This window comes from Streptomyces xylophagus (genome assembly GCF_000716435.1).
In the GTDB taxonomy this organism is placed as follows: Bacteria; Actinomycetota; Actinomycetes; order Streptomycetales; family Streptomycetaceae; genus Streptomyces; species Streptomyces xylophagus.
The window spans coordinates 252,718-277,476 of record NZ_JNWO01000011.1; the positions used below are offsets into that span (position 1 = coordinate 252,718).

The 24,759-nt window shown below is 69.1% G+C and carries 20 protein-coding genes and 1 tRNA gene; 12 read left to right on the forward strand and 9 right to left on the reverse strand.

The genetic code is table 11. The annotated features are described in order from the left end of the window. Positions 1–16: 16 nt before the first annotated feature. Both OO70_RS25960 and OO70_RS25965 read right to left on the reverse strand, forming a co-directional pair. Positions 17–733 (reverse strand): YcnI family copper-binding membrane protein, encoded by a 717-nt coding sequence (locus OO70_RS25960; RefSeq protein ID WP_043676206.1) that lies wholly within the window; start codon positions 731–733, stop codon positions 17–19. Between the two features lie 142 nt (positions 734–875). Continuing rightward, positions 876–1,724 (reverse strand): hypothetical protein, encoded by an 849-nt coding sequence (locus OO70_RS25965; protein ID WP_043676209.1) that lies wholly within the window; start codon positions 1,722–1,724, stop codon positions 876–878. A gap of 236 nt (positions 1,725–1,960) precedes the next feature. Between OO70_RS25965 and OO70_RS25970 the strand changes: the two genes are divergently transcribed. The 3 genes from OO70_RS25970 to OO70_RS25980 all read left to right on the forward strand — a co-directional run bounded on the left by OO70_RS25970 (position 1,961) and on the right by OO70_RS25980 (position 4,299). After that, positions 1,961–2,407, forward strand: a complete 447-nt coding sequence (locus OO70_RS25970; RefSeq protein WP_043676213.1) for an ATP-binding protein — start codon at positions 1,961–1,963, stop codon at positions 2,405–2,407. A 116-nt stretch (positions 2,408–2,523) separates the two neighbouring features. Further along, entirely contained in the window at positions 2,524–3,456 is a 933-nt protein-coding gene (locus tag OO70_RS25975; protein WP_199827400.1) for an intradiol ring-cleavage dioxygenase, read from the forward strand. Positions 3,457–3,465: 9 nt separating this feature from the next. Then, positions 3,466–4,299, forward strand: coding sequence for a triphosphoribosyl-dephospho-CoA synthase (locus OO70_RS25980; RefSeq protein WP_043676215.1), 834 nt, complete (start codon positions 3,466–3,468; stop codon positions 4,297–4,299). Between the two features lie 15 nt (positions 4,300–4,314). Here OO70_RS25980 and OO70_RS25985 read toward each other — a convergent pair whose 3' ends face one another. The 4 genes from OO70_RS25985 to OO70_RS26000 all read right to left on the reverse strand — a co-directional run bounded on the left by OO70_RS25985 (position 4,315) and on the right by OO70_RS26000 (position 10,281). After that, the gene (locus OO70_RS25985) at positions 4,315–5,568 is read right to left on the reverse strand and encodes an MFS transporter (protein WP_043676219.1); all 1,254 of its coding nucleotides are present in this window, start codon (positions 5,566–5,568) and stop codon (positions 4,315–4,317) included. An 87-nt stretch (positions 5,569–5,655) separates the two neighbouring features. Continuing rightward, positions 5,656–7,029 carry a MocR-like pyridoxine biosynthesis transcription factor PdxR gene (gene pdxR, locus OO70_RS25990; RefSeq protein ID WP_043676222.1) on the reverse strand — a complete coding sequence of 458 codons (1,374 nt, stop codon included), beginning with the start codon at positions 7,027–7,029 and terminating at the stop codon, positions 5,656–5,658. 129 nt (positions 7,030–7,158) lie between these two features. Next, positions 7,159–8,634 (reverse strand): aminopeptidase P family protein, encoded by a 1,476-nt coding sequence (locus tag OO70_RS25995; protein ID WP_043676225.1) that lies wholly within the window; start codon positions 8,632–8,634, stop codon positions 7,159–7,161. Positions 8,635–8,727: 93 nt separating this feature from the next. Then, complete coding sequence (locus OO70_RS26000; RefSeq protein WP_078651552.1) at positions 8,728–10,281, reverse strand: PP2C family protein-serine/threonine phosphatase; 1,554 nt, start codon at positions 10,279–10,281, stop codon at positions 8,728–8,730. A 460-nt stretch (positions 10,282–10,741) separates the two neighbouring features. Here OO70_RS26000 and OO70_RS26005 point away from each other — a divergent pair, with 460 nt between their 5' ends. Both OO70_RS26005 and OO70_RS26010 read left to right on the forward strand, forming a co-directional pair. Beyond that, a complete protein-coding gene (locus OO70_RS26005) occupies positions 10,742–11,407 on the forward strand; it encodes a bifunctional DNA primase/polymerase (RefSeq protein WP_026150092.1) in 666 nt (221 codons plus the stop codon). A gap of 56 nt (positions 11,408–11,463) precedes the next feature. Beyond that, positions 11,464–12,030: a hypothetical protein gene (locus OO70_RS26010; RefSeq protein ID WP_043676229.1), complete on the forward strand. Its 567-nt coding sequence runs from the start codon at positions 11,464–11,466 to the stop codon at positions 12,028–12,030. A gap of 244 nt (positions 12,031–12,274) precedes the next feature. Here the strand turns inward: OO70_RS26010 and OO70_RS26015 are convergent, their stop codons facing one another. From OO70_RS26015 to OO70_RS26025, 3 genes are all read right to left on the reverse strand, one after another. Then, on the reverse strand, positions 12,275–13,240 hold the full coding sequence (locus OO70_RS26015; RefSeq protein WP_043676232.1) for a DUF5926 family protein: 966 nt from the start codon (positions 13,238–13,240) through the stop codon (positions 12,275–12,277). Between the two features lie 216 nt (positions 13,241–13,456). Continuing rightward, entirely contained in the window at positions 13,457–14,008 is a 552-nt protein-coding gene (locus OO70_RS26020) for an ATP-binding protein (RefSeq protein ID WP_043676235.1), read from the reverse strand. Between the two features lie 230 nt (positions 14,009–14,238). Next, positions 14,239–15,084 (reverse strand): glycerophosphodiester phosphodiesterase, encoded by an 846-nt coding sequence (locus tag OO70_RS26025; RefSeq protein WP_043676238.1) that lies wholly within the window; start codon positions 15,082–15,084, stop codon positions 14,239–14,241. A gap of 258 nt (positions 15,085–15,342) precedes the next feature. Between OO70_RS26025 and OO70_RS26030 the strand changes: the two genes are divergently transcribed. The 7 genes from OO70_RS26030 to OO70_RS26060 all read left to right on the forward strand — a co-directional run bounded on the left by OO70_RS26030 (position 15,343) and on the right by OO70_RS26060 (position 24,454). Continuing rightward, positions 15,343–16,875 (forward strand): S1C family serine protease, encoded by a 1,533-nt coding sequence (locus OO70_RS26030; protein ID WP_043676241.1) that lies wholly within the window; start codon positions 15,343–15,345, stop codon positions 16,873–16,875. Between the two features lie 180 nt (positions 16,876–17,055). Further along, positions 17,056–17,688, forward strand: a complete 633-nt coding sequence (locus OO70_RS26035; protein WP_043676244.1) for an RNA polymerase sigma factor — start codon at positions 17,056–17,058, stop codon at positions 17,686–17,688. Then, complete coding sequence (locus tag OO70_RS26040; RefSeq protein ID WP_043676248.1) at positions 17,681–18,628, forward strand: CU044_5270 family protein; 948 nt, start codon at positions 17,681–17,683, stop codon at positions 18,626–18,628. The genes OO70_RS26035 and OO70_RS26040 overlap by 8 nt, the downstream gene beginning before the upstream one ends. A 113-nt stretch (positions 18,629–18,741) precedes the next feature. Beyond that, positions 18,742–19,626, forward strand: a complete 885-nt coding sequence (locus tag OO70_RS26045) for a GNAT family N-acetyltransferase (protein WP_043676251.1) — start codon at positions 18,742–18,744, stop codon at positions 19,624–19,626. A gap of 967 nt (positions 19,627–20,593) precedes the next feature. After that, positions 20,594–21,274, forward strand: a complete 681-nt coding sequence (locus tag OO70_RS26050) for a DUF6082 family protein (RefSeq protein WP_158711515.1) — start codon at positions 20,594–20,596, stop codon at positions 21,272–21,274. 1,511 nt (positions 21,275–22,785) lie between these two features. Further along, positions 22,786–24,258: a DUF2971 domain-containing protein gene (locus OO70_RS26055; protein ID WP_043676255.1), complete on the forward strand. Its 1,473-nt coding sequence runs from the start codon at positions 22,786–22,788 to the stop codon at positions 24,256–24,258. Positions 24,259–24,367: 109 nt separating this feature from the next. Continuing rightward, positions 24,368–24,454 (forward strand) — tRNA-Ser (locus tag OO70_RS26060). The last annotated feature ends 305 nt before the right edge of the window (positions 24,455–24,759 follow it).

The following is a 24,759-nucleotide window of genomic DNA, read 5'->3' on the forward strand; positions in this document are numbered from 1 at the left end:
CATGAGCGGACGGGCCTCAGACGGTCGTACGCCGCCGGCCGGCGAGAACGCCGTACGCCACGCCCGCCGCACCCACGACGATGCCGACCACGCCGAGGACGCGGGCGGTGGTGTCGGAGGAGTCGGCGGCGGAGGTGGTGTCGGCGGCGGTGTTCTCGGTCTTCGCGGCGGCGTCCTCGGCGGTCGCGCCGGAAGCCGATGCGGAGGTCAGCTCAAGCGTCGGAGCCGGGTTCTCGGGCTCCTCCTCGCCGTCCTTCTGCACCTCGATCCAGCGCACGACCTGCTTGTCGGAGTACGTCTGCAGCGCCTTGAAGACGAGTTGGTCGGCGTCCATGGGCAGCATGCCGACGGAGACCGGGAACTTCTGGAAGTAGCCCGGCTCGACGCCCTTGCCGGTCGCGGTCCAGGTGACCTTGGTGACGGCCTCGGTGATCGTCTCGCCGTGCATCTCGGCGGGCTTGGCCAGCTTCGACTTGGTGACCTTCACGGTCCAGCCGCTGATCGGCTCCGGCATCACGGATGCCAGCGGGTGGTCGGTCGGGAAGGTGACTTCCAGCTTGGTGGTCGAGGCGTCGTCGCGCTCGTTCGGGACCTTGAAGTCGACGACCGCGTAGCCGCCCTTGACGGCCGTGCCCTCCGGCTGCACGGAGACGTGCGCGAAGGCGGGGGAGGACAGGACGACAACGGCCGAGCCGGCGACGGCAGCGGCGGCGGCGATACGAGATGCCTTCATGGAAAGGAGCACTCCACTTCGAGTTCGAGTGAGTTCCGGTGGTGAAGAGGGGGCGCGTGGCACGCGCGTGTGCCGCACGACGGCGGCCGTCCCCTCCCGGAGAGCTGTGCTCGACGGAAATGGTGATGGTGGTCGCGTCGCGTCAGGCGGCGAGGGCGTGTGCGGCGACGGCCGGCGGGCCGCGGCGGATCACCGAGTGCTGGAGTGCGGTGGTGTGCGGCGCGGGCGGGGCGAAGAGGGCGGTACGGGGCGGGCGCGGGCCCGTCTCGGGCGCCCCCGGCAGTCCGGCCCGCAGGGCGCGCACCAGGGCGAGGGCCCCGCGCAGGGACCGTACGAGCGCCCCTTCCGTGACTCCGTGCGCCGACAGTTCCATCAGGCGCAGCAGCGCCAGGTCCCCGCGCCGGAGCAGCCAGCCCGCGGCGAGCGCCGCGAGGACGTGGCCGAGCAGCATGGACAGGGACGGGAACAGCGACATCGAGGAGCCGGCGGAGGTGGACATGGCGTCCGCCGGGTGATGCATCGAGCCCATGGTGCTCATCACGCTCATCGAACTCGTTGAGCCCGAAGTCGGCAGGATGCGCGCGTCGGTGAGGATCTGGTGGGCCTGCGCGGGGCTGATCGCCGCCGCGGTGGTCCCGCACAGCAGATGCGCGGCGCGCGCGACGAGCGTGGCGTCGGACGAGGACAGGCCGCCGGTGACCGACGTGCCGGAGGTCGTCTGGCCGAGCCCGAACAGGGTGTGCAGCACGGCCTGTCCGACCGCGAGCAGTGCCGCGATCCCCGGCATCGAGCGCGCGCGTCCGGCGAGCGGCGCAACGACGAGGAACGTGCCGAGGAAGCCCGCGCCCAGTGTCCACAGCGGAACGGTGGCGCAGGAGGCGATCGCGTGACCGGCCGCGGCCAGCACGACACAGACCGCGGCGAACACCGCGGCCCGCAGGGTCCGGAGTTCACCTCCGGAGCGCACCGTGCGTGGGTGGGGGGCAGTCATGGCGGGCTCATCATCGCACCGGCCTTATCGGTGCCATACGGCAGGTCCGCAACACCGGGACCATAATGTGTTGTACGTCACAAAGGTGACTCTCTGACGTGAGCTACCTCCGGATACACCAATTACGTTTGGGACACATCCCCCATATGGGCGGCATCACGTCAACTCCGTGCTTACACAGGGGCACTGGCGGCAATAGGTATCGGTATGTCGAGCCGCGGCCGGGAGGCTGGAGCATGAGCATCTGGTGGTCACTCCATCTGAGGCGCGAGGCCGCGAGCGTGCCACTCGCCCGGCGACTGTTCCTCGGCACGATGGAGACCGCGGGCGTCGACCCGGACATCTCCTACGACCTCTCCGTCGCCCTCAGCGAGGCCTGCGCCAACGCCGTCGAGCACGGCGGCGACACCGCGCACGGCACGTCCTCGGAGGCGTACCGGGTCACCGCCTACCTCGACGGCGAGAAGTGCCGTATCGAAGTGGCGGATTCGGGCCCCGGGTTCGCCCGCGCGCAGTCCGTCCGGCCGGCGCCGAGCGAGGCCGAGAACGGCCGCGGTCTGTGCCTCATCCAGGAACTCGCCGACCACGTCCACATCGGCAACAAGCCGGGGGTGGGCGGCGCGGTGGTGAGCTTCGACAAGATCCTGAAGTGGCGGAAGGACGCGCCGTTGATGGCGGTGTGAGGACGCGTCCGGGGAGCATGTGCCCGGAAGACTCGACTTCAGCTTTCTGAGCATTCTTATCTTGCGCACAGCGCACGCTCATGCCCTTGACGGTGCCCGTCCCTAGCTTCGTGATCATGACGGGAAACCACAAAGACAAAACGATCAGCCGGCGCCGCGCCCTCGCGGTGACCGGCGGGACGGTCGCGGCCGGTGGGCTGGTGGCGGCCGGCTTCCAGTCGGCGTTCGCCGACACCGCGGACACGACGGCCGACGCGGACGCCACGGCGTCGGCGAGTTCGACCAGCAGCGAGTGCATGACGCTGATGACGAGCGTCACGGAGGGCCCCTACTACCTCGACGGTGCCTTGGTGCGCAAGGACATCACCGAGGGCAAGGCGGGCGTCCCGCTCACCCTGCGCCTGACCGTGGTCGACGCGACGGACGGCTGCACCCCGGTGAAGGGCGCGGCCGTGGAGATCTGGCACTGCGACGCCTGGGGCTACTACTCCGGCTACACCACGGCCAACCCCGGCGGCTCGGCCCCCGCGGAGAGCGAGGAGGGCGACTCCGCCAACGACCAGACGTATCTGCGGGGTTACCAGATCGCCAACGCCAACGGGGTCGTCAAGTTCGAGACGATCTTCCCGGGCTGGTACACGCCCCGCACCTGCCACATCCACGTGAAGGTGCACACCGGCGGCGAGAAGGAGGACGGCACCTACGAGGGCGGCAAGGTCAACTACACCGGCCAGCTGTTCTTCGCCGACGACGTCGCCGAGGAGATCTTCACCCTCGACCCCTACGCCAAGCACACGGGCTCGTACACGGTCCTCGCCGACGACATGGTCTATGACGGCGGCGGCGCCTCCAGCGGTCTGCTCACCCTCAAGGCCGTGCACAAGAAGGACCCGTCCAAGGGCTACAAGGGCTCGCTGACCCTCGGCGTCGACCCGGACGCCGAGAGCACGGGCGCGGGCAGCGGTGGCGGCGGTACGCCCCCGAGCGACGCCCCGACGGGCACACCGCCCAGCGACAGCCCCTCCCCTTCGGCCTCCGCCTCCTCTTAAGGTACGACGATGACGAGCCGCGAGGACGAGGCGCTGGCGCAGGCCGCTGTGGACGCACTGACCGTGCAACTGGCCCTGGCTCCCAAGCCGGGCCTGCCCGACCCGCGCGACCTGGCCGCCCGGACGACCCGCGTGGACCACTGCGCCCTGCGCTGGTCGGCGAAGGCGCTGGCACCCGGCCTCGCGGCGATGGCGGCGGCCGCCCGCCGCACAGGAGAGCCAACTCCCGTGCTCCGCACGGAACTCGGGGCGATCGGCCGCTGTACCGAACACTCGGTGACGCTCGCGGGCGGCGGCCACCGGGGTGCCCTGTGGGCGCTGGGTCTCCTGGTCGCGGCGGCCGCCCTGGACCCCCGTGCCGGGGCGAAGGACGTCGCCGCGACCGCCAAACGCATCGCCGGTCACCCCGACCGACGCGCCCCGCGCCGCCCGTCCCGCGGCTCGTCGATCTCGGCGAAGTACGGCGCGGCCGGAGCCCGGGGCGAGGCCAAGGCCGGATTCCCGCACGTACGGCGGGCGTTGGACACCCTCACGGCGGTCCGCTCGACCGGCGCCACCGAGACCCAGGCCCGCCTGGACGCCCTCCTCACCGTGATGTCCACCCTCCAGGACACCGAACTCCTGCACACCGCGGGCCCGTTGGGACTGCGCCACGTCCAGGCGGGCGCCCGCGGCATCCTGGAAGCGGGCGGCACGGCGACGGACGCGGGCGCGGAAGCACTGGCCGTCTTCGACGCCGACCTCCACGCACGCGCGTGGAGCCCTCGCGGAAGTGCGGGGCTCCTGGCGGGCGCGTTGTTCCTGGACTCTTTACCGGTCAACTCACTGGCGCGGGCCGCCTGATGGCGCCGGTGCCGGTCAACTCACCAGCGCGGGCTGCCTGACAGCCTCGCCCGCCTCCCCCTCCTCATCGGCCTTACGACCCGTACCGGCCGCCCTTCGCACAGCCGGCCCCATCGCGTACGACGCCACCACCGTCGCCCCGCCCAGCAGCAGCCAGCCAGGCGTCCCCCACTCCAACAACAGGGACGTCAGCACCAGGGGGCCCATCGTCCTGGCCACCGTGACGCCCGTACCGAAGAAGCCCTGGTACTCGCCCACCCGGTCAACGGGCGCCAGATCGAAGGAGAGTTGCCAGGAACCCGCCGACTGCCCCATTTCGGCGGCGACTTGGAGCACCGCTCCGACCACCAGCGCCCCCACGGCCACCCACGGCGACGCGCCCGCCGAGAGTGCGAACGCCGCGCAGGCCGCGAGCATGACCCAGCCCGATCGCCGTATCGCGCGCGTGGCCGACGCGAGACCCGTGATCCCGCGGGCCGTCCGCACCTGGAAGACCATCACCGCACCGGTGTTGAGCACGAACAGCGCGGAGACCAGCCAGGTCGGCGCGTCCGTCCGCTCGGCGATCCACAGCGGCAGCCCGAGGCTGAGCAACGGCATCCGGAGCAGCAGCACGGTGTTGAGGAGCGTGACGACGACGTAGGGGCGATCCCGCAGGACGCCGAGACCGCCCGTCTTCCGCACCTGGACGCCCCGCACCGACGGCAGCCGCAGCAGCAGCCCCGCGCACACCAGGAAACTCGCCGCGTCCAGTGCGAACACCCCGAGGTACGCCGACCGCGTCCCCGCCCGCAGCGCGAGCCCGCCGAGACCCGCGCCCACCGCGAGCCCGGCGTTCAGCGTCGACTGGAGATGCGCCAGCAGCCCGGTCCGCTCCCCGGCGGACACCAGCCCCGCCAGCAGCGCCTGCCGGGCCGCCGCGAGCCCCGACTGCGCGGACGCGTAGGCACACGCGGCGATCACGAACGGCACGAATCCCCGGACGACGAGGAAGGACGCCACCGCGGCCCCCGTCGCCAGCGCCAGCAGCACCGCCGTACCGCGCGGCCCCCGCCGGTCGGCCAGCCGCCCCAGCGGCACCCCGACCAGCGAGCCGACGGCCCACGCGAGGGTGAGCCCGAGGCCCACGCGCGCGGGGGCGAGGCCGACGACGTGGGTGAAGTACAGCGCCGAGGTCACGTAGTAGGCGCCGTCGCCGACGGAGTTGGTCAACTGGGCCAGCGCGAGGGTGCGTTGCGGGCCGGCGGGTGGGACCAGCGAGTTCGTCATGGTTACGACGGTAGAAGGTCAATGGGCCGCCCGACAGAACCAATACCCGTCCCTGTCACTGGTCCAATTGACCCGTCACTGGTCCATTCAGGCCCCCTCCAGCACCCGCCCCAGCACCTCCAACGCCTCCGGATAAACCCGCTCCCTGGGCGTCCCGTACCCCACCACCAGCCCCTGCGGCCGTCCCTCGCCCTCACTCGCCGCGTGCCAGTGCTCGCCGAGCCGTCCGACCGCGAGCCCCTCCGTCTCCGCCCGCGCCAGCACGGCATCCTCGTCGGCGACCTCCACCAGCGCGTGCAGTCCGGCCGCGATGCCGCGCACGCTTCTGCGCGACCCCAGCCGGTCGAGGAGCTGGTCGCGGCGGCGCCGGTACCGCAGTCGGCACGCGCGCACGTGGCGGTCGTAGGCGTGGCTGTCGATCAGTTCGGCGAGTGCCAGCTGGCCGATGGTCTCGGTGTGGTGGTCGCTGTGCAGTTTGGCGTCGGCGATCGGGTCGACGAGGTGGGGCGGCAGCACCATCCAGCCGAGCCGCAGCGCGGGCCCGAGGGTCTTGGAGGCGGTGCCCAGGTACACGACCTGGCCCGGTGCCATCCCCTGGAGCGCGCCGACGGGCTGGCGGTCGTAGCGGAACTCCCCGTCGTAGTCGTCCTCGACGATCAGTCCGCCACGCGCGCGTGCCCAGTCGGTCAGCGCCCGTCTGCGCTCCGGGTGCAGGGTGACGCCGGTCGGGTACTGGTGGGCCGGGGTGACCACCACGGCCGCCGCGTCCCCCAACTCCTCGGCGCGGGCGCCCCGTTCGTCGACCCGTACGGGCACCACGTGCCCGCCGTTGTGCCGGACCACTTCCCGGTGGAACGGCAGTCCGGGGTCTTCCATGGCCACCCGGGAACCGTCGAGCACGCGTGTGAGGAGCGCGAGTCCCTGGACGTACCCGGACGTGATCACGATCCGTTCCGGGGGCGCGATCACCCCGCGCGCACGCCCCAGGTACCCCGAGAGCGCGGTGCGCAGTTCGATACGGCCACGCGGGTCGCCGTAGTCGTACGCCAAGGAGGGTGCCGTCGCGATCGCGCGGCGCAGGGAGCGCAGCCAGGCCGCCGCCGGGAACGCGCCGACGTCCGGGCTGCCGGGCCGCAGGTCGAAACGGGGTACACGCGCGCGTGCCGCCGCGCCCGGTGCCTCCGTGTCGACGGAGGGCAGCAGCGCGACCTGGGTGCCCGAGCCCTGGCGGGCGGTCAGATAGCCCTCGGCGACGAGCTGGTCGTAGGCCGCCTTCGCGGTGCCCCGGGAGACGCCGAGTTCGGTCGCGAGGCGGCGGGTCGCCGGGAGACGGGTCCCGGGGGAGAGCCGGCCGTCGCGTACGGCGTCCCGGAGCGCGCGTTCGAGACCGACGCGGCGGCCGCCCTCCGTGTCGGGCTCCAGATGCAGGTCGACCCCGACTCCGGACCAGAAGTCGTTCACGAAAAAGCCCTCCCCCTGGGCACGTTCATGAAAAACGCCTCCCCCTAGGCACACGATCGGCACACGAATGGCCGGGCACCGCACGTGTGCCCGGCCATCAGTCTTGTATCAGTTGGCAGTCATCCGCTGTCAGCCCTTGAGGGACGCCATCCAGCTCTCGACCTCGGACGAGGTCCGGGGCAGCGCGTCGGACAGGTTCCGGTTGCCGTCCTCGGTGACGAGGATGTCGTCCTCGATGCGGACGCCGATGCCCCGGTACTCCTCGGGGACGGTCAGGTCGTCCGCCTGGAAGTACAGGCCGGGCTCCACCGTGAGGACCATGCCGGGCTCCAGGGTGCCCTCCACGTACGTCTCGGTCCGCGCGGCGGCGCAGTCGTGGACGTCCATGCCGAGCATGTGACCCGTGCCGTGCAGCGTCCAGCGGCGCTGGAGGCCCAGCTCCAGGACGCGCTCCACAGGTCCCTCGACGAGACCCCACTCGACGACCTTCTCGGCCAGCACGCGCTGTGCCGCGTCGTGGAAGTCGCGGTACTTGCCGCCCGGCTGCACCGCCGCGATACCGGCCTCCTGGGCCTCGTAGACGGCGTCGTAGACCTGCTTCTGGATGTCGCTGAAGCGGCCGTTGATCGGCAGCGTGCGCGTCACGTCGGCGGTGTACAGGGTGTGCGTCTCGACGCCGGCGTCCAGGAGGAGCAGGTCGCCGGAGCGGACCGGGCCGTCGTTGCGCACCCAGTGCAGGGTGCAGGCGTGCGGTCCTGCGGCGCAGATCGAGCCGTAGCCGACGTCGTTGCCCTCCACACGGGCGCGGAGGAAGAACGTGCCCTCGATGTAGCGCTCGCTCGTGGCCTCGGCCCTGTCGAGGACCTTCACCACGTCCTCGAAGCCGCGGACCGTCGAGTCGACGGCCTTCTGCAGCTCGCCGACCTCGAACTCGTCCTTGACCAGGCGTGCTTCGGAGAGGAAGACCCGCAGTTCCTCGTCGCGCTCGGCGGTGACCTTGTCGGTCAGCGCGGCCTGGATGCCCGCGTCGTAGCCGCGTACGACCCGCACCGGGCCGGTGCCCTCGCGCAGCGCCTCGGCCAGTTCGCGGACGTCGGAGGCGGGGATGCCGTAGAGCTTCTCGGCCTCGGTGAGGGAGTGGCGGCGGCCGACCCACAGCTCGCCCTGGCCGGAGAGCCAGAACTCGCCGTTCTCGCGGTCGGAGCGCGGCAGGAGGTAGATCGTCGCCTTGTGGCCGTCGGTGGTGGGCTCCAGGACGAGGACGCCGTCCTCGGTGAGGTTGCCCGTCAGGTACGCGTACTCGACCGACGCCCGGAAGGGGTACTCGGTGTCGTTCGAGCGGGTCTTCAGGTTGCCCGCGGGGATCACCAGGCGCTCGCCCGGGAAGCGCGCGGAGAGCGCGGCGCGGCGCCGCGCGGTGTGCTCGGCCTGCTCGACGGGCCGCAGGTCGTGCAGCTCGGTGTCGGCCCAGCCGGACTTCATGCTGTCCGCCAACTCGTCGGAGACGCCCGGGTACAGGCCGTTCTTCCGCTTCTTGATCGGCTCTTCAGGCTCCTCAGACTCAGTTTCCGGGGTCTCCGGATCGAGCTCGTCGGCCACGGTCATCCTCCTAGATACGGCACTGGACCCCCTCCATCGTACGGTCGTACGGAAGGGGGCCCAGGGCCGGAAGGCCTGTTACACATGGCTCCTGGGCGACTACTCGAAACGGGCCGCCAGGAGGACGACGTCCTCGTCGCTGTCGGCCGTGTCGAGGCCGTCGGGCAGAACGGTCCGCAGGACGTGGTCGGCGATCGCGGCCGGGTCGGCGCGCAGTGCCTTGGGGACGCTCGCCGCCGCCGCGTGGAGGCGGGCGAAGGCGCGGTCCATGGGGTCGCCGGTGCGGTGCAGCAACCCGTCCGTGTAGAGCAGCACCGTCTCGCCGGGCTCCGCCTCCAGCTCCACGCTCGGCGCCTCCCAGCAGGCCAGCATGCCGAGCGGCGCGGACACGGAGGTCTCCACGAACTCGGTGCGCCGCTCGCCGACCAGGAGCGGCGGGCTGTGTCCGGCGCCGGCCAGCGTGATCTTGCGCAGCGCGGGCTCGCAGTAGGCGAACAGGGCGGTGGCCGAGCGGGCGGGCTCGGTGAGCCTGAGCAGCAGTTCGAGGTCGGACAGGACCGCGACCGGGTCCTCGCCCTCCATCACCGCGTACGCCCGCAGGGACGCGCGCAGCCGGCCCATCGCGGCGATCGCGCTCGGCCCGGAGCCGGTCACCGAGCCGACGGCGAGGCCGAGCGCGGCATCGGGCAGCGGCAGCGCGTCGTACCAGTCGCCGCCGCCGCGCGGACCCGTGCGGTGCAGGGCGGCGAGCTGCACACCGGCCACGCGGGGGAGCCGGGACGGCAGCAGCTCCTCGGCGATGGTCGTCATGCACGCGCGCGTGCGCTCGACTTCGAGGAGCCGGGCCAGGTGCTCGGTGGCGTAGCGGACGTACAGGCCGACGAGATGGCGCTGCCGCTCGACCGGCTCGGCAGGCTCGTCGTACAGCCACACGGCGGCGCCGATCCGCCCGGCCGCGTCGGTCGCCAGCGGCAGCGCGTAGCTGGCCGCGTAGCCCAGGCTTGCGGCTACCTCGCGGTGGCGCGGGTCGAGGGCGTCCTCGGCGAACAGGTCGGGGTGGACGATCTCGCCGCCCTCGCCGCCGGGCACGCCGACAGGACTGTCGAGGAGCTGGCCGTAGGACATCGCCCCGCGCGGGACGGTCTCGATGTGGCCGAGGTCGGAGCGGGCCAGGCCCAGGCCGATCGTGGTGTGGGGGCCGAGGCCGTCGCCGGGTTCCAGGACGACGAGTCCGCGGCGGGCGCCCACCAGGGCGGCTCCGGCGCGCAGCAGCTCCCGGAGCGCTTCGTCGAGTGCGTCCGTGCGTGCCAGCCGCTCCGTGAGTTCATGGAGGGTCGTGAGATCGGACACCCAGCCGGCAAGACGGTCCTGGAGCAGGGCACTTGGCGCGTTCGCAGCGGTGTCCGGCGTGTTCTGGATGTTCGAAGAGGGTGCCGGAGGGGTACCGGTGGCGGCAGGCGCGGGCGCGACAGTGTGTGCGGGCGAGGGAACCGTTGAATCGATTCCAGCCACTTTCGAAGGGTGCGGGGCGGTCATGGCGTCCGGCTTTCCGACCGGTGCGTATTGCTCAAAAGCATCGCAAACCCCCATGTCATTCTGCGCCGCTGGCAGTGTCTCCACATGTACACGCACTCGTGAGGGGATGTCCAGCATTGTCCTGCTGGGATTCCTGGTGTCCATGGGTTTGGCGGGGGTATTTCGCTCTCCTCTTGCGGATTGGCAAAGTTGGCTTAAAACTGCATCAGGGGACGGTCCATTGGGGTCGACTGGGTTTGCTCGACGGAGCGTCACAGCGGTCGTGATGGGTACGTACTCGGAGAAGGCCAGGGGTGGCTGGGGGCCACCCGGAACCTGGTGAGGGACCCGGGCGTCTTAACCACCGACGATCGTGACCCATCCTCCCGTGGCGGAGGCGGAGAGAACTACGCGGGACAGCAAAACGCCAGACTTCGCCACCCCCACGCCACGCCCATGCTTTTCATGCACGCACGGGTTCCCCCTGCCGAAGGCAGGGGTGTGATGCGCCAACAGGTACGCACAGTGAAGTGATCGACACATGGTGTGATGTGGTCCTCGGTGTTGCCAGCGGTGCAACGGAAAGGAACGAGCGCTCATGCGCGAGATCCTCGGAAAGCGACGCAGGCTCCTGTCCAGGCGAGACAACAGGAGGTCTGAGATGCTCAGCGCGGCCCTGACCTTCGCGACAGAATGGCAATGGCCCGTACTCCCGGGCGTGGCACCGGACCCCCAGGGTCGGGCCCGCTGCGGCTGTCCGGACCCGGAGTGCACGGTGCCCGGCGCACATCCCTTCGACCCCGGCCTCCTCGCGGCCACCACCGACGCGCGCATGGTGCGCTGGTGGTGGGGCAACCGACCCGCCGCGCCGATCGTCCTCGCCACCGGCGACAAGGCTCCCTGCGCGGTCAGCCTGCCCGCACCCGCGGCCTCCCGGGCCCTCGCCGCGCTCGACCGCCAGGGCATGCGCCTCGGCCCGGTCGTCGCCGCGCCGACCCGCTGGTCGCTGCTCGTCAAGCCGTACTCCCTCGAGCAGTTGGGCGAACTGCTCTACGCCAAGGACCACGTCCCCGGCTCGCTCCGCTTCCACGGCGAGGGCGGCTACCTCGCCCTGCCCCCCTCCGAGACCGGCCAGGGCCAGATCCGCTGGGAGCGCGCACCACTGCCCGGCTCGTCCTCGCCCTGGGTGCCCGATGTCGAGGCCGTGGTGGACGCCGTGGTCGAGGCCCTCACTCGTACGGGTGTGAGCGCGCCCGAGTTGTAAGGGTGTCGGGCGCGCACGGAACGTGGCGCCCGTGGTTGGTCGTTATCTTCCGCTCTATGAACCTTCGTCTGCTCGCCCTCGCGGGCGTCGCGGTGTGCGCGGTCGCGCTGCCGCTGGCCGTGGCGTCCGCGGGGCCCGTACGCGACGAGGGCCACGCAGTCGTACGGTCCCTGGTGCACTCCTCGGATGCCTCCGGCTCCTCCGACGGTGACGCGAAGGAGCCGTCGGCCGCTCCCTCGCCCGCCCGCTCCCCGCTGACGCTCGGCCTGGGGCTTGCCACCGCCGCGCGCTGCGGACCCGAACTCTCCTCCCCCGACGGCATCGAGGCGCAGACCTGTGTCATGACACAGGGTGAGGACACCTGGGCGCGCACCTACTACCGCAACGCGACCGGCGACGACCTGGATTCGGTGCTGAGCCTCATGGGTCCGGCCGACCGCACCGTGCAGATGCACTGCGTCGTGGAGGCCGAGGACGAGCCCGCGTTGTGCGAGACGCCCCGGGAGCGGACACGGGGCGATCTGGCCGCCTACACGGCCGTCGCGGAGTTCGCGGCGAGGGACGGGAGCGGGCCGCTGTTGCTGCGCTCGGGGAGCAACTCCTCGGCGCCTACGGCGAGTTGACGGACGGCGTCGTTCCGTAAACGGGAGCCGGGCATGAAAAGACCCGGTTGCTGGCGACGGGGGATGCACCAGCAACCGGGCTACTCGAACGGTAACAAGAGATCGGCGGTTCGCAAATTCGATCTCGGCTATTCGGACACCGACTTCCCTGTCACAACGGGGAGTTGTGACAGGAGTCACCCAAGTGAACAGGCCTGTTGCGGCTGAACGGTCGGTCAGTCGAACCCCTGCCCCATTCCGGGTGTCAGCTCAGCGTGACCTGCCGGTTGGTCAGACCGCCTCGCGCGCGACGCTCGTCGGCGGTCAGCGGTGCGTCCGTGGCCAGCGCGGCGGTGAGGCGCTCGGCGAACTCGGCGGCCGGCTTCTCGATGTCGTCCGCGGTGAGCCCGCTCGGGAGGTCCCAGACGGGGACGGTGAGACCGTGAGCACGGAAGGACCCCACGAGACGGGTGCCCTCACCGAGACCGGAGCGACCCGCGGCGTGCAGCCGCGCGAGTCCGTCCAGAAGCTGCTCCTCCGCGTACGGCATGACCCAGCGCAGATGGTTCTTGTCCGGGGTCTCGCACCAGTACGCGGCGTCCACGCCCTGGAGCTTCGCGGTCGGGATGGCGGCGGCGTTGGCGCGCTCCAGGGAAGCGGTCACCTCCGGCGTCGCGTGCTCCGCCTCCGGAACCCAGAATTCGAAGCCCGCGTGCACAACTGGCTCGAACGTGCCTTCCGGGTCGAGCAGATCCTGCAGTCGCGGACCGTCGGCGGGGGCACGGCGGGCCTGCACCGGAGTGCCCGGCTCCGCGGCCAGCGCGCGCTGGAGGGTGTCGGCGAGGTCGCGGCTGATGTCGCCGGAGGCCGTGTCGTTCTGCAGGCCGAGCAGCACCGAGCCGTCGTCCCGGCGCAGGGCCGGCCAGGCCATCGGCAGCACCGTGGCGAGCGTGACCGACGGAACTCCTTCGGGGAGGCCGCCCTTCAGGGGCAGTTGGACCGTGGCGGCGGGCACCAGCTCGCGCAGCGCCACCCAGTCGCCCTCGCCGGCCAGCCCCTCGAAGGGGCGCTGCACCAGCTCGGTCGCCGCGTGGGCCGCCGCCCGGCCGTGGCAGGCCTTGTAGCGGCGGCCGCTGCCGCAGGGGCAGGGCTCGCGGGCACCGACCACCGGGACCTCTGTGTCGCTGAGCTGCGGCCGCTTGGCCGTGGTCTGGGGTCGCTTCTTGGCCATCGTGGGTGTCTCCCGGTTACGGCTCGTCTCGTACTGGCGGGAGCCTAGCCGTTCACGCCATGACCGACGGGAGCCTGTGGACAACCCGGCCGACGTGGACGGCGGCCTGTGGACGACACCGCCGGTGCCGGCCTGTGGGCGACGCGGCCGGTGTGGACAGGTGCGCGCCGGTACGGGCCGTATCTGACCGGTGCGTGCCCGTGCGTGCCCGGCGGTTCAGTCCAGGTCGTCGAACGCGTCCGCGAACTCCAGTCGGGGAACCGCGGAGACCGTGGGCGCGGTGACGCGCGTAGCGAAGTCGTCGCGTCGGTGCCCGGCATCCGGATCATCGACGTCGTCCTGTACGACGACCCACACCGTGACCTCGCCCCGGGCGTCGTCCCGGACGCCCCAGTCGTCGGCCAGCGCCGTGATGATGTTCAGCCCGCGTCCGCCGTGCGCCGTCACCGACGGGGTGGCCGGAGCCGGGCGGGTCGGGCCGCCGCCGTCCGTCACCTCGACCGTGAGCCGTCCGCCCGTGTCCACGCGCCAGGCGCACCGGACGTCACCGTCACCGGCCAGGGCGTCGCCCAGGGGTCGGCCGTGCTTGCACGCGTTGCTCAGAAGTTCGGAAAGGATCAGTACGGCATCGTCGATGACCGCTTCCGACACACCGCCCGTGCGCAACTGGTCGCGCATGCGATGTCTTGCTTCCCCCACGCCCGCAGGGCCATGGGTTACGGCCATGCTCGACGACGCGGGCACCTCCTGTGCCACCACCAACGCCACCCCCGAGACCTCCTTCGCCCCACGCCACGGTGTGGATGCCCCATGGGCCTGTACCGGAAACCGGCCAATCCACGTTCAGTGACGCATTCGCAACGATCGAACACGGACCGAACGCGCCGGAGCACTCCCTGTAACGAAGTGGCTTGTTTTCGATGGTGTGGCCGAGTTCGGAGGATGGTGCAGGTGAGGTGCCCGGGTCAAGGGGTGTTTGGTGGTCTTTATGAGGTTCTTTACTGTCCGCGGTCGAGCTGGCTCAGAACGGCCCGCGGCCGGTTGGTGATGATGGCGTCAATGCCCAGGTCAACGCAGAGATCGACGTCCTCGGGCTCGTTGACGGTCCACACATGCACCTGATGACCGGCGCTTTTCAGCCGCTCGATGTACGCAGGGTGATTGCGCACGATCCGGATCGAGGGGCCTGCGATCCGGACACCGGCCGGAAGTCGACCGTCCCTGAGGCGCGGCGAGAGGAACTGCAACAGATAGACCGTCGGCAGTGTCGGGGAGGCGGCCCGCACCCGGTGCAGCGATCGCGCCGAGAAACTCATGACCCGTACCGGGGAGTCGGCGGCGGAGGCCGGGGCGTCCAGGCCGAACCGCTTCAGGAGCACCAGCAGCCGTTCCTCGACCTGTCCCGCCCAGCGCGTCGGATGCTTCGTCTCGATGGCCAGCTCCACCCGCCGGCCCGCGTCCGCGACGAGCTCGAGCAGCCGCTCCAGGGTGAGCACGGAGGTGTCCTCCCGGTCCTCCGGAAGGTGCTCCCAGTCCGGCTCCTCGTCCCGCGTCTTCCAGGAGTCGCGGGACAGGTCGCGGCCCTTCCAGGAACCGAAGTCGAGAGCGGCCAGGTCGGCGAGTTCGAGAGCGGAGACCGCGCCGCGCCCGTTCGACGTACGGTTGACGCGGCGGTCGTGTACACAGACGAGATGGCCGTCGGCGGTCAGCCGTACATCGCATTCGAGGGCGTCCGCACCGTCCTCGATCGCCTTCTTGTAGGCGGCCAGGGTGTGTTCGGGCGCCTCTTCGGAGGCTCCGCGGTGGGCGACGACTTGGATCCGGTGCTGCCGTGCGTGGGTCACCGCGTCATGGTGCCACCGCAAAGGGGTACACGTGGAACCAAGAACGTATAGGTATGCGGCTTTTCGGGGTTAATGACCCCTTATAAAGGATCGCCATGAACCCACAGGCACCGCTTATGGTGCCCTGACGGCCGGTGGGAAAAGCTGACGGCATACAAAAGCACATGCACAGCTGCTTCACGCCGGACCGTCGACAAGCGTGAACGAGTGTGACCGCATGCTTCCGAGAACAACAGCCGTGGACCGAGGAGAAGAGCTGTGAGCACCGAGAACGAGGGCACTGAGGTACCCCCGGCCCCGTCTGCACCTCCTGTGCCGGTGGAATCTCCCGCAGCTTCCCCGGCCGCGCCCGAGGGGGGCGCACCCACGACGCAGCTCCCGCCGGTGCCCCCGAGCGCCCCGCAGGACACGCTGCACGCCGGACCCGCTCCCGCGTACGCCGCGGCGCCCGGGGGCACGGGATCCGCTCCCGACGCCGCCTGGCCGCCCCCGCCGCCCGCCACCCCGTCCTACGCCGACGGCGGCACGGGTGCGTACGGCGCCGACGCCGGCACAGGCGCCTACGGCGGCGAGGGCGTGGGCGGATACGGGGGCGACGCGTACGGAGGTGACGGCGCCGCCGGTGCGGGCGGCGGCTGGGGTACTCCCTACCAGCAGCAGCCCGCGCCCAAGAAGCCCGGTGGCGGGCGCGGCGGACTGATGGCCGCGGTCCTGATCGCCGCGCTGGTCGCCGGCGGCCTGGGCGGTGGCATCGGCTACACCCTGGCCAAGGACAACGACAACAACACCAGCTCCACCACCGTCTCCGCCGACACCGGCAGCGCCTCCGTGAAGCGCTCCCCGGGCACGATCGCGGCGGTCGCCGCCAAGTCCCTGCCCAGCACGGTCACCATCGAGGCCGAGAGCACCAGCGGCGAGGGCGGCACCGGCACGGGCTTCGTGTTCGACACCCAGGGCCACATCGTCACCAACAACCACGTCGTCGCCGACGCGGTCGACGGCGGCAAGCTCACGGCGACCTTCCCGAACGGCAAGAAGTACGACGCCGAGATCGTCGGCCACGCCCAGGGCTACGACGTCGCGGTCATCAAGCTCAAGAACGCCCCCACCGACCTCAAGCCGCTCGCCCTCGGCGACTCGGACAAGGTGGCCGTCGGCGACGAGACGATCGCCATCGGCGCCCCCTTCGGCCTGTCCAACACGGTGACCACGGGCATCATCAGCGCCAAGAACCGCCCGGTGGCCTCCAGCGACGGCAGCTCCACCAGCAAGGCGTCCTACATGAGCGCCCTGCAGACCGACGCCTCGATCAACCCGGGCAACTCGGGCGGCCCGCTGCTCGACGCGCAGGGCTCGGTCATCGGCATCAACTCCGCGATCCAGTCGACCAGCAGCAGCGGCCTCGGCGGCAGCAGCCAGTCCGGCTCGATCGGCCTGGGCTTCGCCATCCCGATCAACCAGGCGAAGTACGTCGCCCAGCAGCTGATCAAGACCGGCAAGCCGGTGTACGCCAAGATCGGCGCCTCCGTCTCCCTGGAGGACAGCACCGCCGGCGCGACGATCACCACCGGCTCCTCGGCGGTCGAGACCGGCGGCCCCGCGGCCAAGGCGGGCCTCAAGGCCGGCGACGTCATCACCAAGCTCGACGACTCGGTGATCGACAGCGGCCCGACCCTCATCGGCGAGATCTGGACCCACAAGCCGGGCGACAAGGTCAAGATCACCTACAAGCGCGGCGGCACGGAGCACACGACCGACCTGACCCTGGGATCGAGGGTCGGCGACAGCTGACACGGCGCCAAGCGATCAACCGGCGGGCCGGGCAAGGGTTTCCTTGCCCGGCCCGCTCGTTTTCCGCCCTCTCCCTCCATGGGTGCGTGCGCACCGCGGGAACCCGATTCCTCCCAGCGGCGAAGTACGGGTGAAAGCCCAATCTTCAGCAGCGTGTTCGCATGGACGAGAGGAGCCCCGATGACCGTCGAACCAGGCGTCCGGGTGGGGCAGGACAGTGACGCCTCGATGAGCGACGCCTCGGTGATCGAACGGTCCTGGGACGAGCCCGAGGCATTCGCCGTGCTCTTCGACCGCCATGCCGACCCGGTGCACCGTTACGCGGCGCGCCGGCTCGGCACGGAGGTGGCCGAGGACCTGATGGCAGAGACGTTCACCATCGCCTTCCAACAGCGCTTCCGGTACAACACCGAACTGGCCGACGCCCGCCCGTGGTTGTTCGGCATCGCGACCAACCTCGTGGGCCGGCACCGGCGCGCCGAGGCGCGGCGGCTGAGGGCGATCGGCCGGCTGCCGTCGGCCGCCCCCGCCGACAGTTCCGGGGACGCGGTCGCGGACCGCGTGGCCGCACGGGTCACGGCAGAGGCCGTACGCGGTCAACTGGCCCTGGCCCTGGCCCGGTTGCCCGCCAGGCACCGGGACGTGCTGCTGCTGGTCGCCTGGGCCGACCTCGGCTACGAGGAGGTCGCCCGCGCCCTGGAGGTACCGGCGGGGACGGTCAGGTCACGGCTGCACAGGGCCCGCAGAAAACTTCGCGACGCATTGGGCGGATCCGATCCGACAGCCTTCCGAGAGGAATCCGACGATGAATGACCTGAGGAACGAACTCGAGCTCCTGAGGGAGTGGGACGCGGACGTGCCCCCGCTCACGGCCCCCGCACGCGCGCGTGCCCGCTTCCGCCTCTACGAGGCGATGCGCACCCCCGTCGCTCCTGTGACCGTCGGGCGCCGCCCGCTCCTGCGGATCGCGGTGGCCGGCGTCGCCGCGGCGGCGGTCACCACGACCGTGCTGGTGGCCGAGAACAACGGCTCCAACCCGCGCACCCAGCCGGTGAGCGCGACCACCGTGCTGCACGGGGCGGCGGCCGAGGACCGCAGACTCGAAAAGCCGATCGCCCCGCGCGACGACCAGTTCATCTACACCAAGGAGATCATCAAGGAGACCCCGACAGCGGGCGGCCGGACCAGGACGTACGTCGACGAGAGCTGGAACTCGGTCGACGGCTCGAAGCGGTCGTACGTCAGTGAACTGGGACGCAAGCAGTGGGTCCCGGTGTACCGGCCGGGCCAGGGCGACTGGCCGCCGCGCAGGTGGACCCTGCTGAAGCAACTCCCCACCGATCCGGGCAAGTTGCTGATCGCCCTCCGGGACGGCTCCCCGAAACCGGACTACAACAGCCCGATGAGGGCCGCGGATTGGCCGATGACCCAGTACTTCGTCTCCGGCCTGCTCCGCAACCCCGTCCTGCCGAAGGGACTCCGCTCCGCGGCCTACGAGGCGCTCGCCACCGTCCCCGGCATCAGGGTCCTGCCCCACCAGAAGGACGCCGACGGCCGCGTGGGCATCGGCATCCAGTACGTCGGACCCGCCGGAACTCCTTGGGCACACGGCGGCCCGATCCTGATCTTCGACGCGAAGACGTACCGCTACCTGGGCACACACGATCGGCGCGAGGCGGCCGGGACGACGTACGAACAGTGGTCGTACGTCGCGGCGAGCGCCGTGGTGGACGGGGTGATGCAGCGGCCGTAGCGAGGTGAGGTGGGGTGGGGCGAGGTGCTAGCCAGCGGGGGTCAACCGGCCATGCATGGAAGCTCGTTGAGAAAATCACGGGCACCCGCCGACGGCTCGGGAAATCATGAACCATGCGACCGGACGACTGGCAACTCACCGATGACGTAGACGACTTCCTGGCCCGAGCCGGAGAGTTCCTGGAGTCACGCCCCACTCCCCACACCCAGACGCTGACGACCATCGAGAAGCTACGAAAGCGGGGGCCGGCCGAACACGGCACCGAGGCCCCGGTGTTCGGCCTCCTGGAGCGAGAGGGCGAGGTCCAGGCGGCCTTCTACCGAGTCGACTCCCACAGCAGGCTGAACCCCACCGCCCTCTCCCCCGAGCAGGCCGACACCCTCGCCGCCCACCTGGCCGGCCTCGGCCACTCCCTCCCCGGCGTCCTCTCGGACCACGACACCGCCACCACGTTCGCCGAGGCCTGGCAACGGCACACGGGCGCGACATCGGTACGCAGCTGGGGCGCCCGCCTCCACCGCCTCGGCACGCTCACCCCGCCGGAACCGGCCCCGGCGGGCCGGGGCCGCGTCGCGGGCGAGCAGAACCGTGACCAAGTCGTGCGCTGGTGCCGGGAGTTCTGCGTCGACGTCGGAGAGACTGTCTCCATAGAGGCCATCGACGCCGGCTCCTGGACCACCTCACGCTTCGGCGACCGCCACTTCACCTTCTGGGAAACCCCGGACGGCACCCCCACGTCCATGGCTGCCGTGACGACGATGACCGCCGGCATGGTCCGCATCGACCCCGTCTACACCCCGGCCCACCTCAGGGCCCGCGGCTACGCCGGCGCCGTGACGGTCGAGGTGAGCAGAGCGGCATTGACCGCCGGCGCGACGGATGTCGTCCTGTTCGCGGACCCGGCGAACGCCACGAGTTGCGCCTTGTACGAGCGGATTGGGTTCGTGCCGGTGGGGGACTTTACGGGGTACGACTTCTTGGGGGCGGCGCGGGAGTAGCTGACGTGCTGGTCAGAAAGGGGGTGTCTCTCGCTGAGGGGCATCCCCTTCTGCGTGAAGGCTGTCTCACTTCGATCCGACCGACGCTAAGTGGGGAAAGTTTCTCCGCTTAGTGGTAGGCCTTGAATCCGCCTCGCCCGCCTCGTCGGCGCTTGGTGCCTGCCCTCAGGAAGCCACGTCGACCGCGGCCCCGGGGGGCGGGCAACGTCGACGGGAGCGGCATTCCCGGTCTCCAAGACGGTCAAGCCCACGGACACCAACACGAGCACTGTCATCGATCCGGCAGGGCCGCAGATCCAGTGCGGGCAGGCCGACCTCGTGAGCTACCAGGACATCGTCTCATTCGCACCATCTTCGCGCAGACCACCGACGAGGCAGTGTGCACCCACCTGAAATAGATCGCCGACATGCTGGGACGTAATTCCCGTACGTCAAGGCGGCCTCGGTCCTGCAGCGACTACACCACTCGGCGTGACACGACCGTCGTCCCGGCAGATGCTCCTGACACCTGCGGATATTTCTGCGCGTGCGGCGGAACAGAGTGGATAGGCTGACGTCACGAACATCGGAAAGCTCACAGTATCCAATACCTGGAAGGGAAGTCTCCGGTTCCAAGGCGTCTACGGCTTTCTTGGGATAAATGCAACGGCGCACAGGAGGCGCGCCGATGCAGGCTGGCACGCTGCTCGAGCATCACGAGGAGTGGGTCTCAACCGGATTTCCGGGTAAGGATTCTTCTGGCGAGACCTGCCGCCGTGCAGTGACTCATGCGCGTGGTGTTGGTGGAACTCGGGATGTCTACCGAGGAGTTACGTACAGGTCATCACTGAACTTCTGTCGGCCCCGACATGACATGCCCCCTTGTGCGCCCTTTGTTTGCTCCAGCTCGCCGGTTTTTGTCATATGCACCAGGGAAAATCTCCGTTGAGAAATGCGTGAGGGACGCTTTGGTGCAGCGGAGGACATCATGGCCATGACGAGCCACATGCGAGAAGCATGCATACTCGGAATCACTACTCTTGCCGCGTGCGTCGGGTCGGCCGGACTCACGGTGCTGCTCACGAGCCTCCCCGCCATCCAGTCCACGGCCACCAGCAACGCAGGTCAGGCGTATGGTGGCGCGGCTGCTGCGACTTCTGTCGTCGTACTCATATACATAGCGCGGACTTTCCGGCATCAAAACGACGAAGCCCGGATGCACCGAGAAGTATTGGAAGCCCAAACAGCTGAACTCTGTCTGCAGCGCGAGAGTACTCAAGACCAGCACAAGACGGTGCGACGCTCGGCGGAGGCGGCAGTACGAGCTCGCCACATAAAGCTGCTTGAGATGGCCATGAACGACCCGGAGCTGATGGAATGCTGGCCGAACTACAGTCCAGGGATCTCTGCTGCTCGCCGGAAGCAGTACATGTACTGCAACCTGATCATTTCGCACTACTGTATGTGCTACGAGCTGGGATACATCACGGACAATGAGGCCGAAGAGAACCTGGTTCACATATTCAACAGTGATTTCGTGCGAGACTTCTGGAAAAGCAGTCGAGTTTCCCGCGGTCACACAGCGCCTTACGGCGGAAGCATGCGCAAGTTCTATGACATAGCGGAGATCGCCTATGCCCGGGTCTCGGGAGAGGAAGGTGCGATCTGAGGGCGCCACCTCCTTAGGCCGCACCTTCCCTAGACCGCACCTTCCCTCTCAGCCTCTCGGGGGGGTCCAGCCGGCGCTGATCAGCACCTCACGGGGCACCACCACCAGCTCCTCCCCACCCCCCACGCCTGAACCAGCGGGAAGCATTTCTCGCAACTCGGGCGTGGCCACACGCCCGATGAACGCAACATCACCCGTGGAAGTCGAGAAGGCCGCCGGGCAGTTGTGGTCGGCTACGCAACGCCGACTCGGCACATCGAGGCGCCTCATGATTCGCATGCATGTACCTATCCGGAAGGGTGCACCCTCCCGGAAGAGTGCCTAGCCTCCCCCAGCTAGAGTGCGCTCTTCGCTTTGAGTCGTTCGGAGGTATTTCTCTACAAGCACCGGCGGTGCGCTGTCAAGGCAGGCGTGAAGACGAGCCATCAAGCTGGTTTATAATGATTAAGTCGACTTACCGATTAGCGGTCAGGTGTTCACGAATAGGCGCAAGGCAGGGAAACCTAAATACAGAGGACTGTCGACGGCACCTGCACGCACGGTCAAGCATGCATTTCCGAATAATGACTGCGGGAACCGCAGCGCGGCCCGATGGCAATCCGGGCCGCACTATCTCGACAAACCAATGCCACTATGCCATGGTGAAAGCTAATACGGCTCTACTGAAGACCTCCCGCGGAATCACTACAAGCCTCTCTCCCTGGCCCACACTCGAGTCGTCCGGCAGAGAGGCGTGGAGCTCGTGAGGAGCTTCGCGCCCAATAATGGCCACATCACCCGTTGAGGTTTCGAATACTCCCGGACAGTTGATGTCGCCCATGCACCGGTGGCTGGGTACGTCCAGTCGTCTGGTGATCCGCATTTAATCAGCTAACCCTTTCCCTGGATCCTTTCCAAGTCTTCCGTGGTGTCTTATGCCCACCATGTCAGAGCTTCAATCTCGAGACATCGGATCGCCCAAACCGCCCATGTCTAATGATGTTTTATCGACAAATTAACTTGAGGGTCTCGGTGGTGTGGGTGATGCTATCTGCGCAAAGTCTCGGATTAATTAAACAACTATCCAACGGTCCGCTCTCTCCAGGCGCGGAGGAGGTTTACTAGCTGCTTCAATCCGGCTTACGGCGGTATATGGGCCGGACTTTAGGATTGCGGGATGGTGACGTGCGGCCTGTCTTCAACGGGGCAGGTCCCCCCTTGCTTCGAGAGGGTCGAGCCGCATCACAACAAGGTTCCTGATCCTGGAGGTTGGAGTGGCGTAGGCGTGTGGGCCCCTATGGTCAGCATGGACCGGGGCTCAGGAGGTCGTCGTCTCGACGGCATCGGTACAACTCCGAACCGCCACGTGCAGGAGCAGGGCCATGGCGGTTGCTGATCGAAACGGTCGGCGTATGAGTGTGACTGGGTATACGGGTTGATTATCGTCACTCTGACGCTATCGGGATGTGGGCTGCTGCTGCAGCCTCAGAGTCCTGCCCAGAGAGGTGCTGCCAGAGGAAGGAGCTTGCGCCATGACGTCTTCAGATTCCTCGGCTTCAAACCGGGTCTTCACCTTTCCCCAAAACGCCTTGGACGCGTCGGAGTTGGAGATGATCACGGCACCGAGGTCCGAGACAAACGATCTTTACCACTACACGAACGCCAACGTGGCCATGTACAACATCTTGGCCAGCGGGACTTTGCGGCTGTCACCGTTCGAGTCGACGAATGACCTGTGGGAGTCGCGCCCCCTGCACCCCAACCTCAGCTCCCACCACGACGACGAGGACTGGCCCGGAGATGCAGGGCCCATGGACTTGTGGGCCGACATCGACCGGAACATCCGCCTGCACACCAAAGTCGCGTGCTTGACCCGAGACTTCACGCTGCCGGACCGGGTCTTGAACCGCGACGCCTCGCGGGGTTGGGGTCACCTGTCGCTGTGGGCCCACTACGGCGCCGGTCATACGGGCGTCTGCCTGCGTTTCGACCGCACCCGGCTGATCAAGGCCTTCCAAGAGCAGACTGATCCAGCCGCACTGCGATTCCATGGTCCTGTCCGCTACGTGAGCACCCAGGGAGTCGGGCCGCACGGACTGGACATCGGGCAGATCAGAGAATTTGGTGTCGACGCCGCCGCCTTGGCGTACGCCGAGGCGAATCACGAGTCGCTGTTCTTCAGGAAGTACTGGGACTGGGAGAATGAGGCGGAGTACCGGCTTGTCCTGCTCGACCAGTCGCTCCTTCCGGCGTATATCGACATCCGCGGTGCGCTGAGCGGAGTGGTGCTCGGAGACGCCTTCCCTGAAGGACGACGTGCGGCGCTTTGGGAGACCCTGAAGGTATATCCCGACGTCGAGGTCCAGCAATTGCGCTTCCAAAACCGGTACCTCCACGGCTTCGGTCCTCTCGCGCCGGAGGCGGCCGCCGAGGCTGTGCCTTGGGCCGAGCCGAGGCGCAGCGGCTCTCTGGAAGAGCGCCTTGGCGCTCTGCGGGACGTGACGGCCGAAGCCAACGGGCTCGGGGAAGCAGCCAAGCTGCTGGCGGCGGACCATCTGACGGTCATCGGCGGGGCCATCGCAGCACTGTGCTCCGAGCTCGAGTCCTGGCCCGAGGCGGAATCCACGGCGTTTCCGCACTCCCCGGCTGTGCCCGTAGAACAGAGAGCCCGCAGGCCAGGTACTCCAGGAGAACGGGTACACCATGAGGGCGGTTTCATGTGCGTGGTGGAAAACCTCCCGAAGTACTCGCTCACCCTCGTGGCGGCTGCAGCCGTGCAGGTGCTTGACGGCCGTCGACTGCGCCTGCACGGGGTGGTCACCACCGAGTGGTGGGACCCCGAGGGCAACAGCCGCGCCGAGCACTGGCGTGCTGCGCGTGCGGTCCCCGCTGATGAGGCGGCCGCGGCGCTGTCGGACCTGCTGGCTGAGTTGAGGGCTGCGGTGGACGTCGCGCGCCCCGCTTTCGACGAGCAGCGCGGCCGGACGCCTGGAGAAGGTGGCTGACGTGCTCAGTCGCAATGAGTGCCTGTGGACCCCGGATGGACCATGGCCCCCGCCAGACACCCGAGCCCGGTACGCTGTACCCGCTCCGTCCCTGGTGGGCGTGTGCGCAGGTGGGTTGCCCGAGCGGCCTAAGGGAACGGTCTTGAAAACCGTCGTCGCAGCGATGTGACCGTGGGTTCAAATCCCACACCCACCGCAGGTGAACGGCCCCCGACCAGGCAACTCGGTCGGGGGCCGTTCACATGTGCGCTGTTCTTCCAGCGGGCACGGCAGGGGCACGGTACGTTGCCCCGTCACCACGACTCCGCCTCCAGGAAGAGCCTGATCACCTCTGCGAAGAACCAGACGCAGAACACCAGACACGCGAGCCACAGCCCCCACAGGACCCAGCGGGCCTCTCGTCGTATGCGCATGAGCGGATCATCCCCCGTCGCGGTGTTCGTGCTGTCTCTTATACACATCTGACGCTGCCGACGACTCCTTACGTGTAGATCTCGGTGG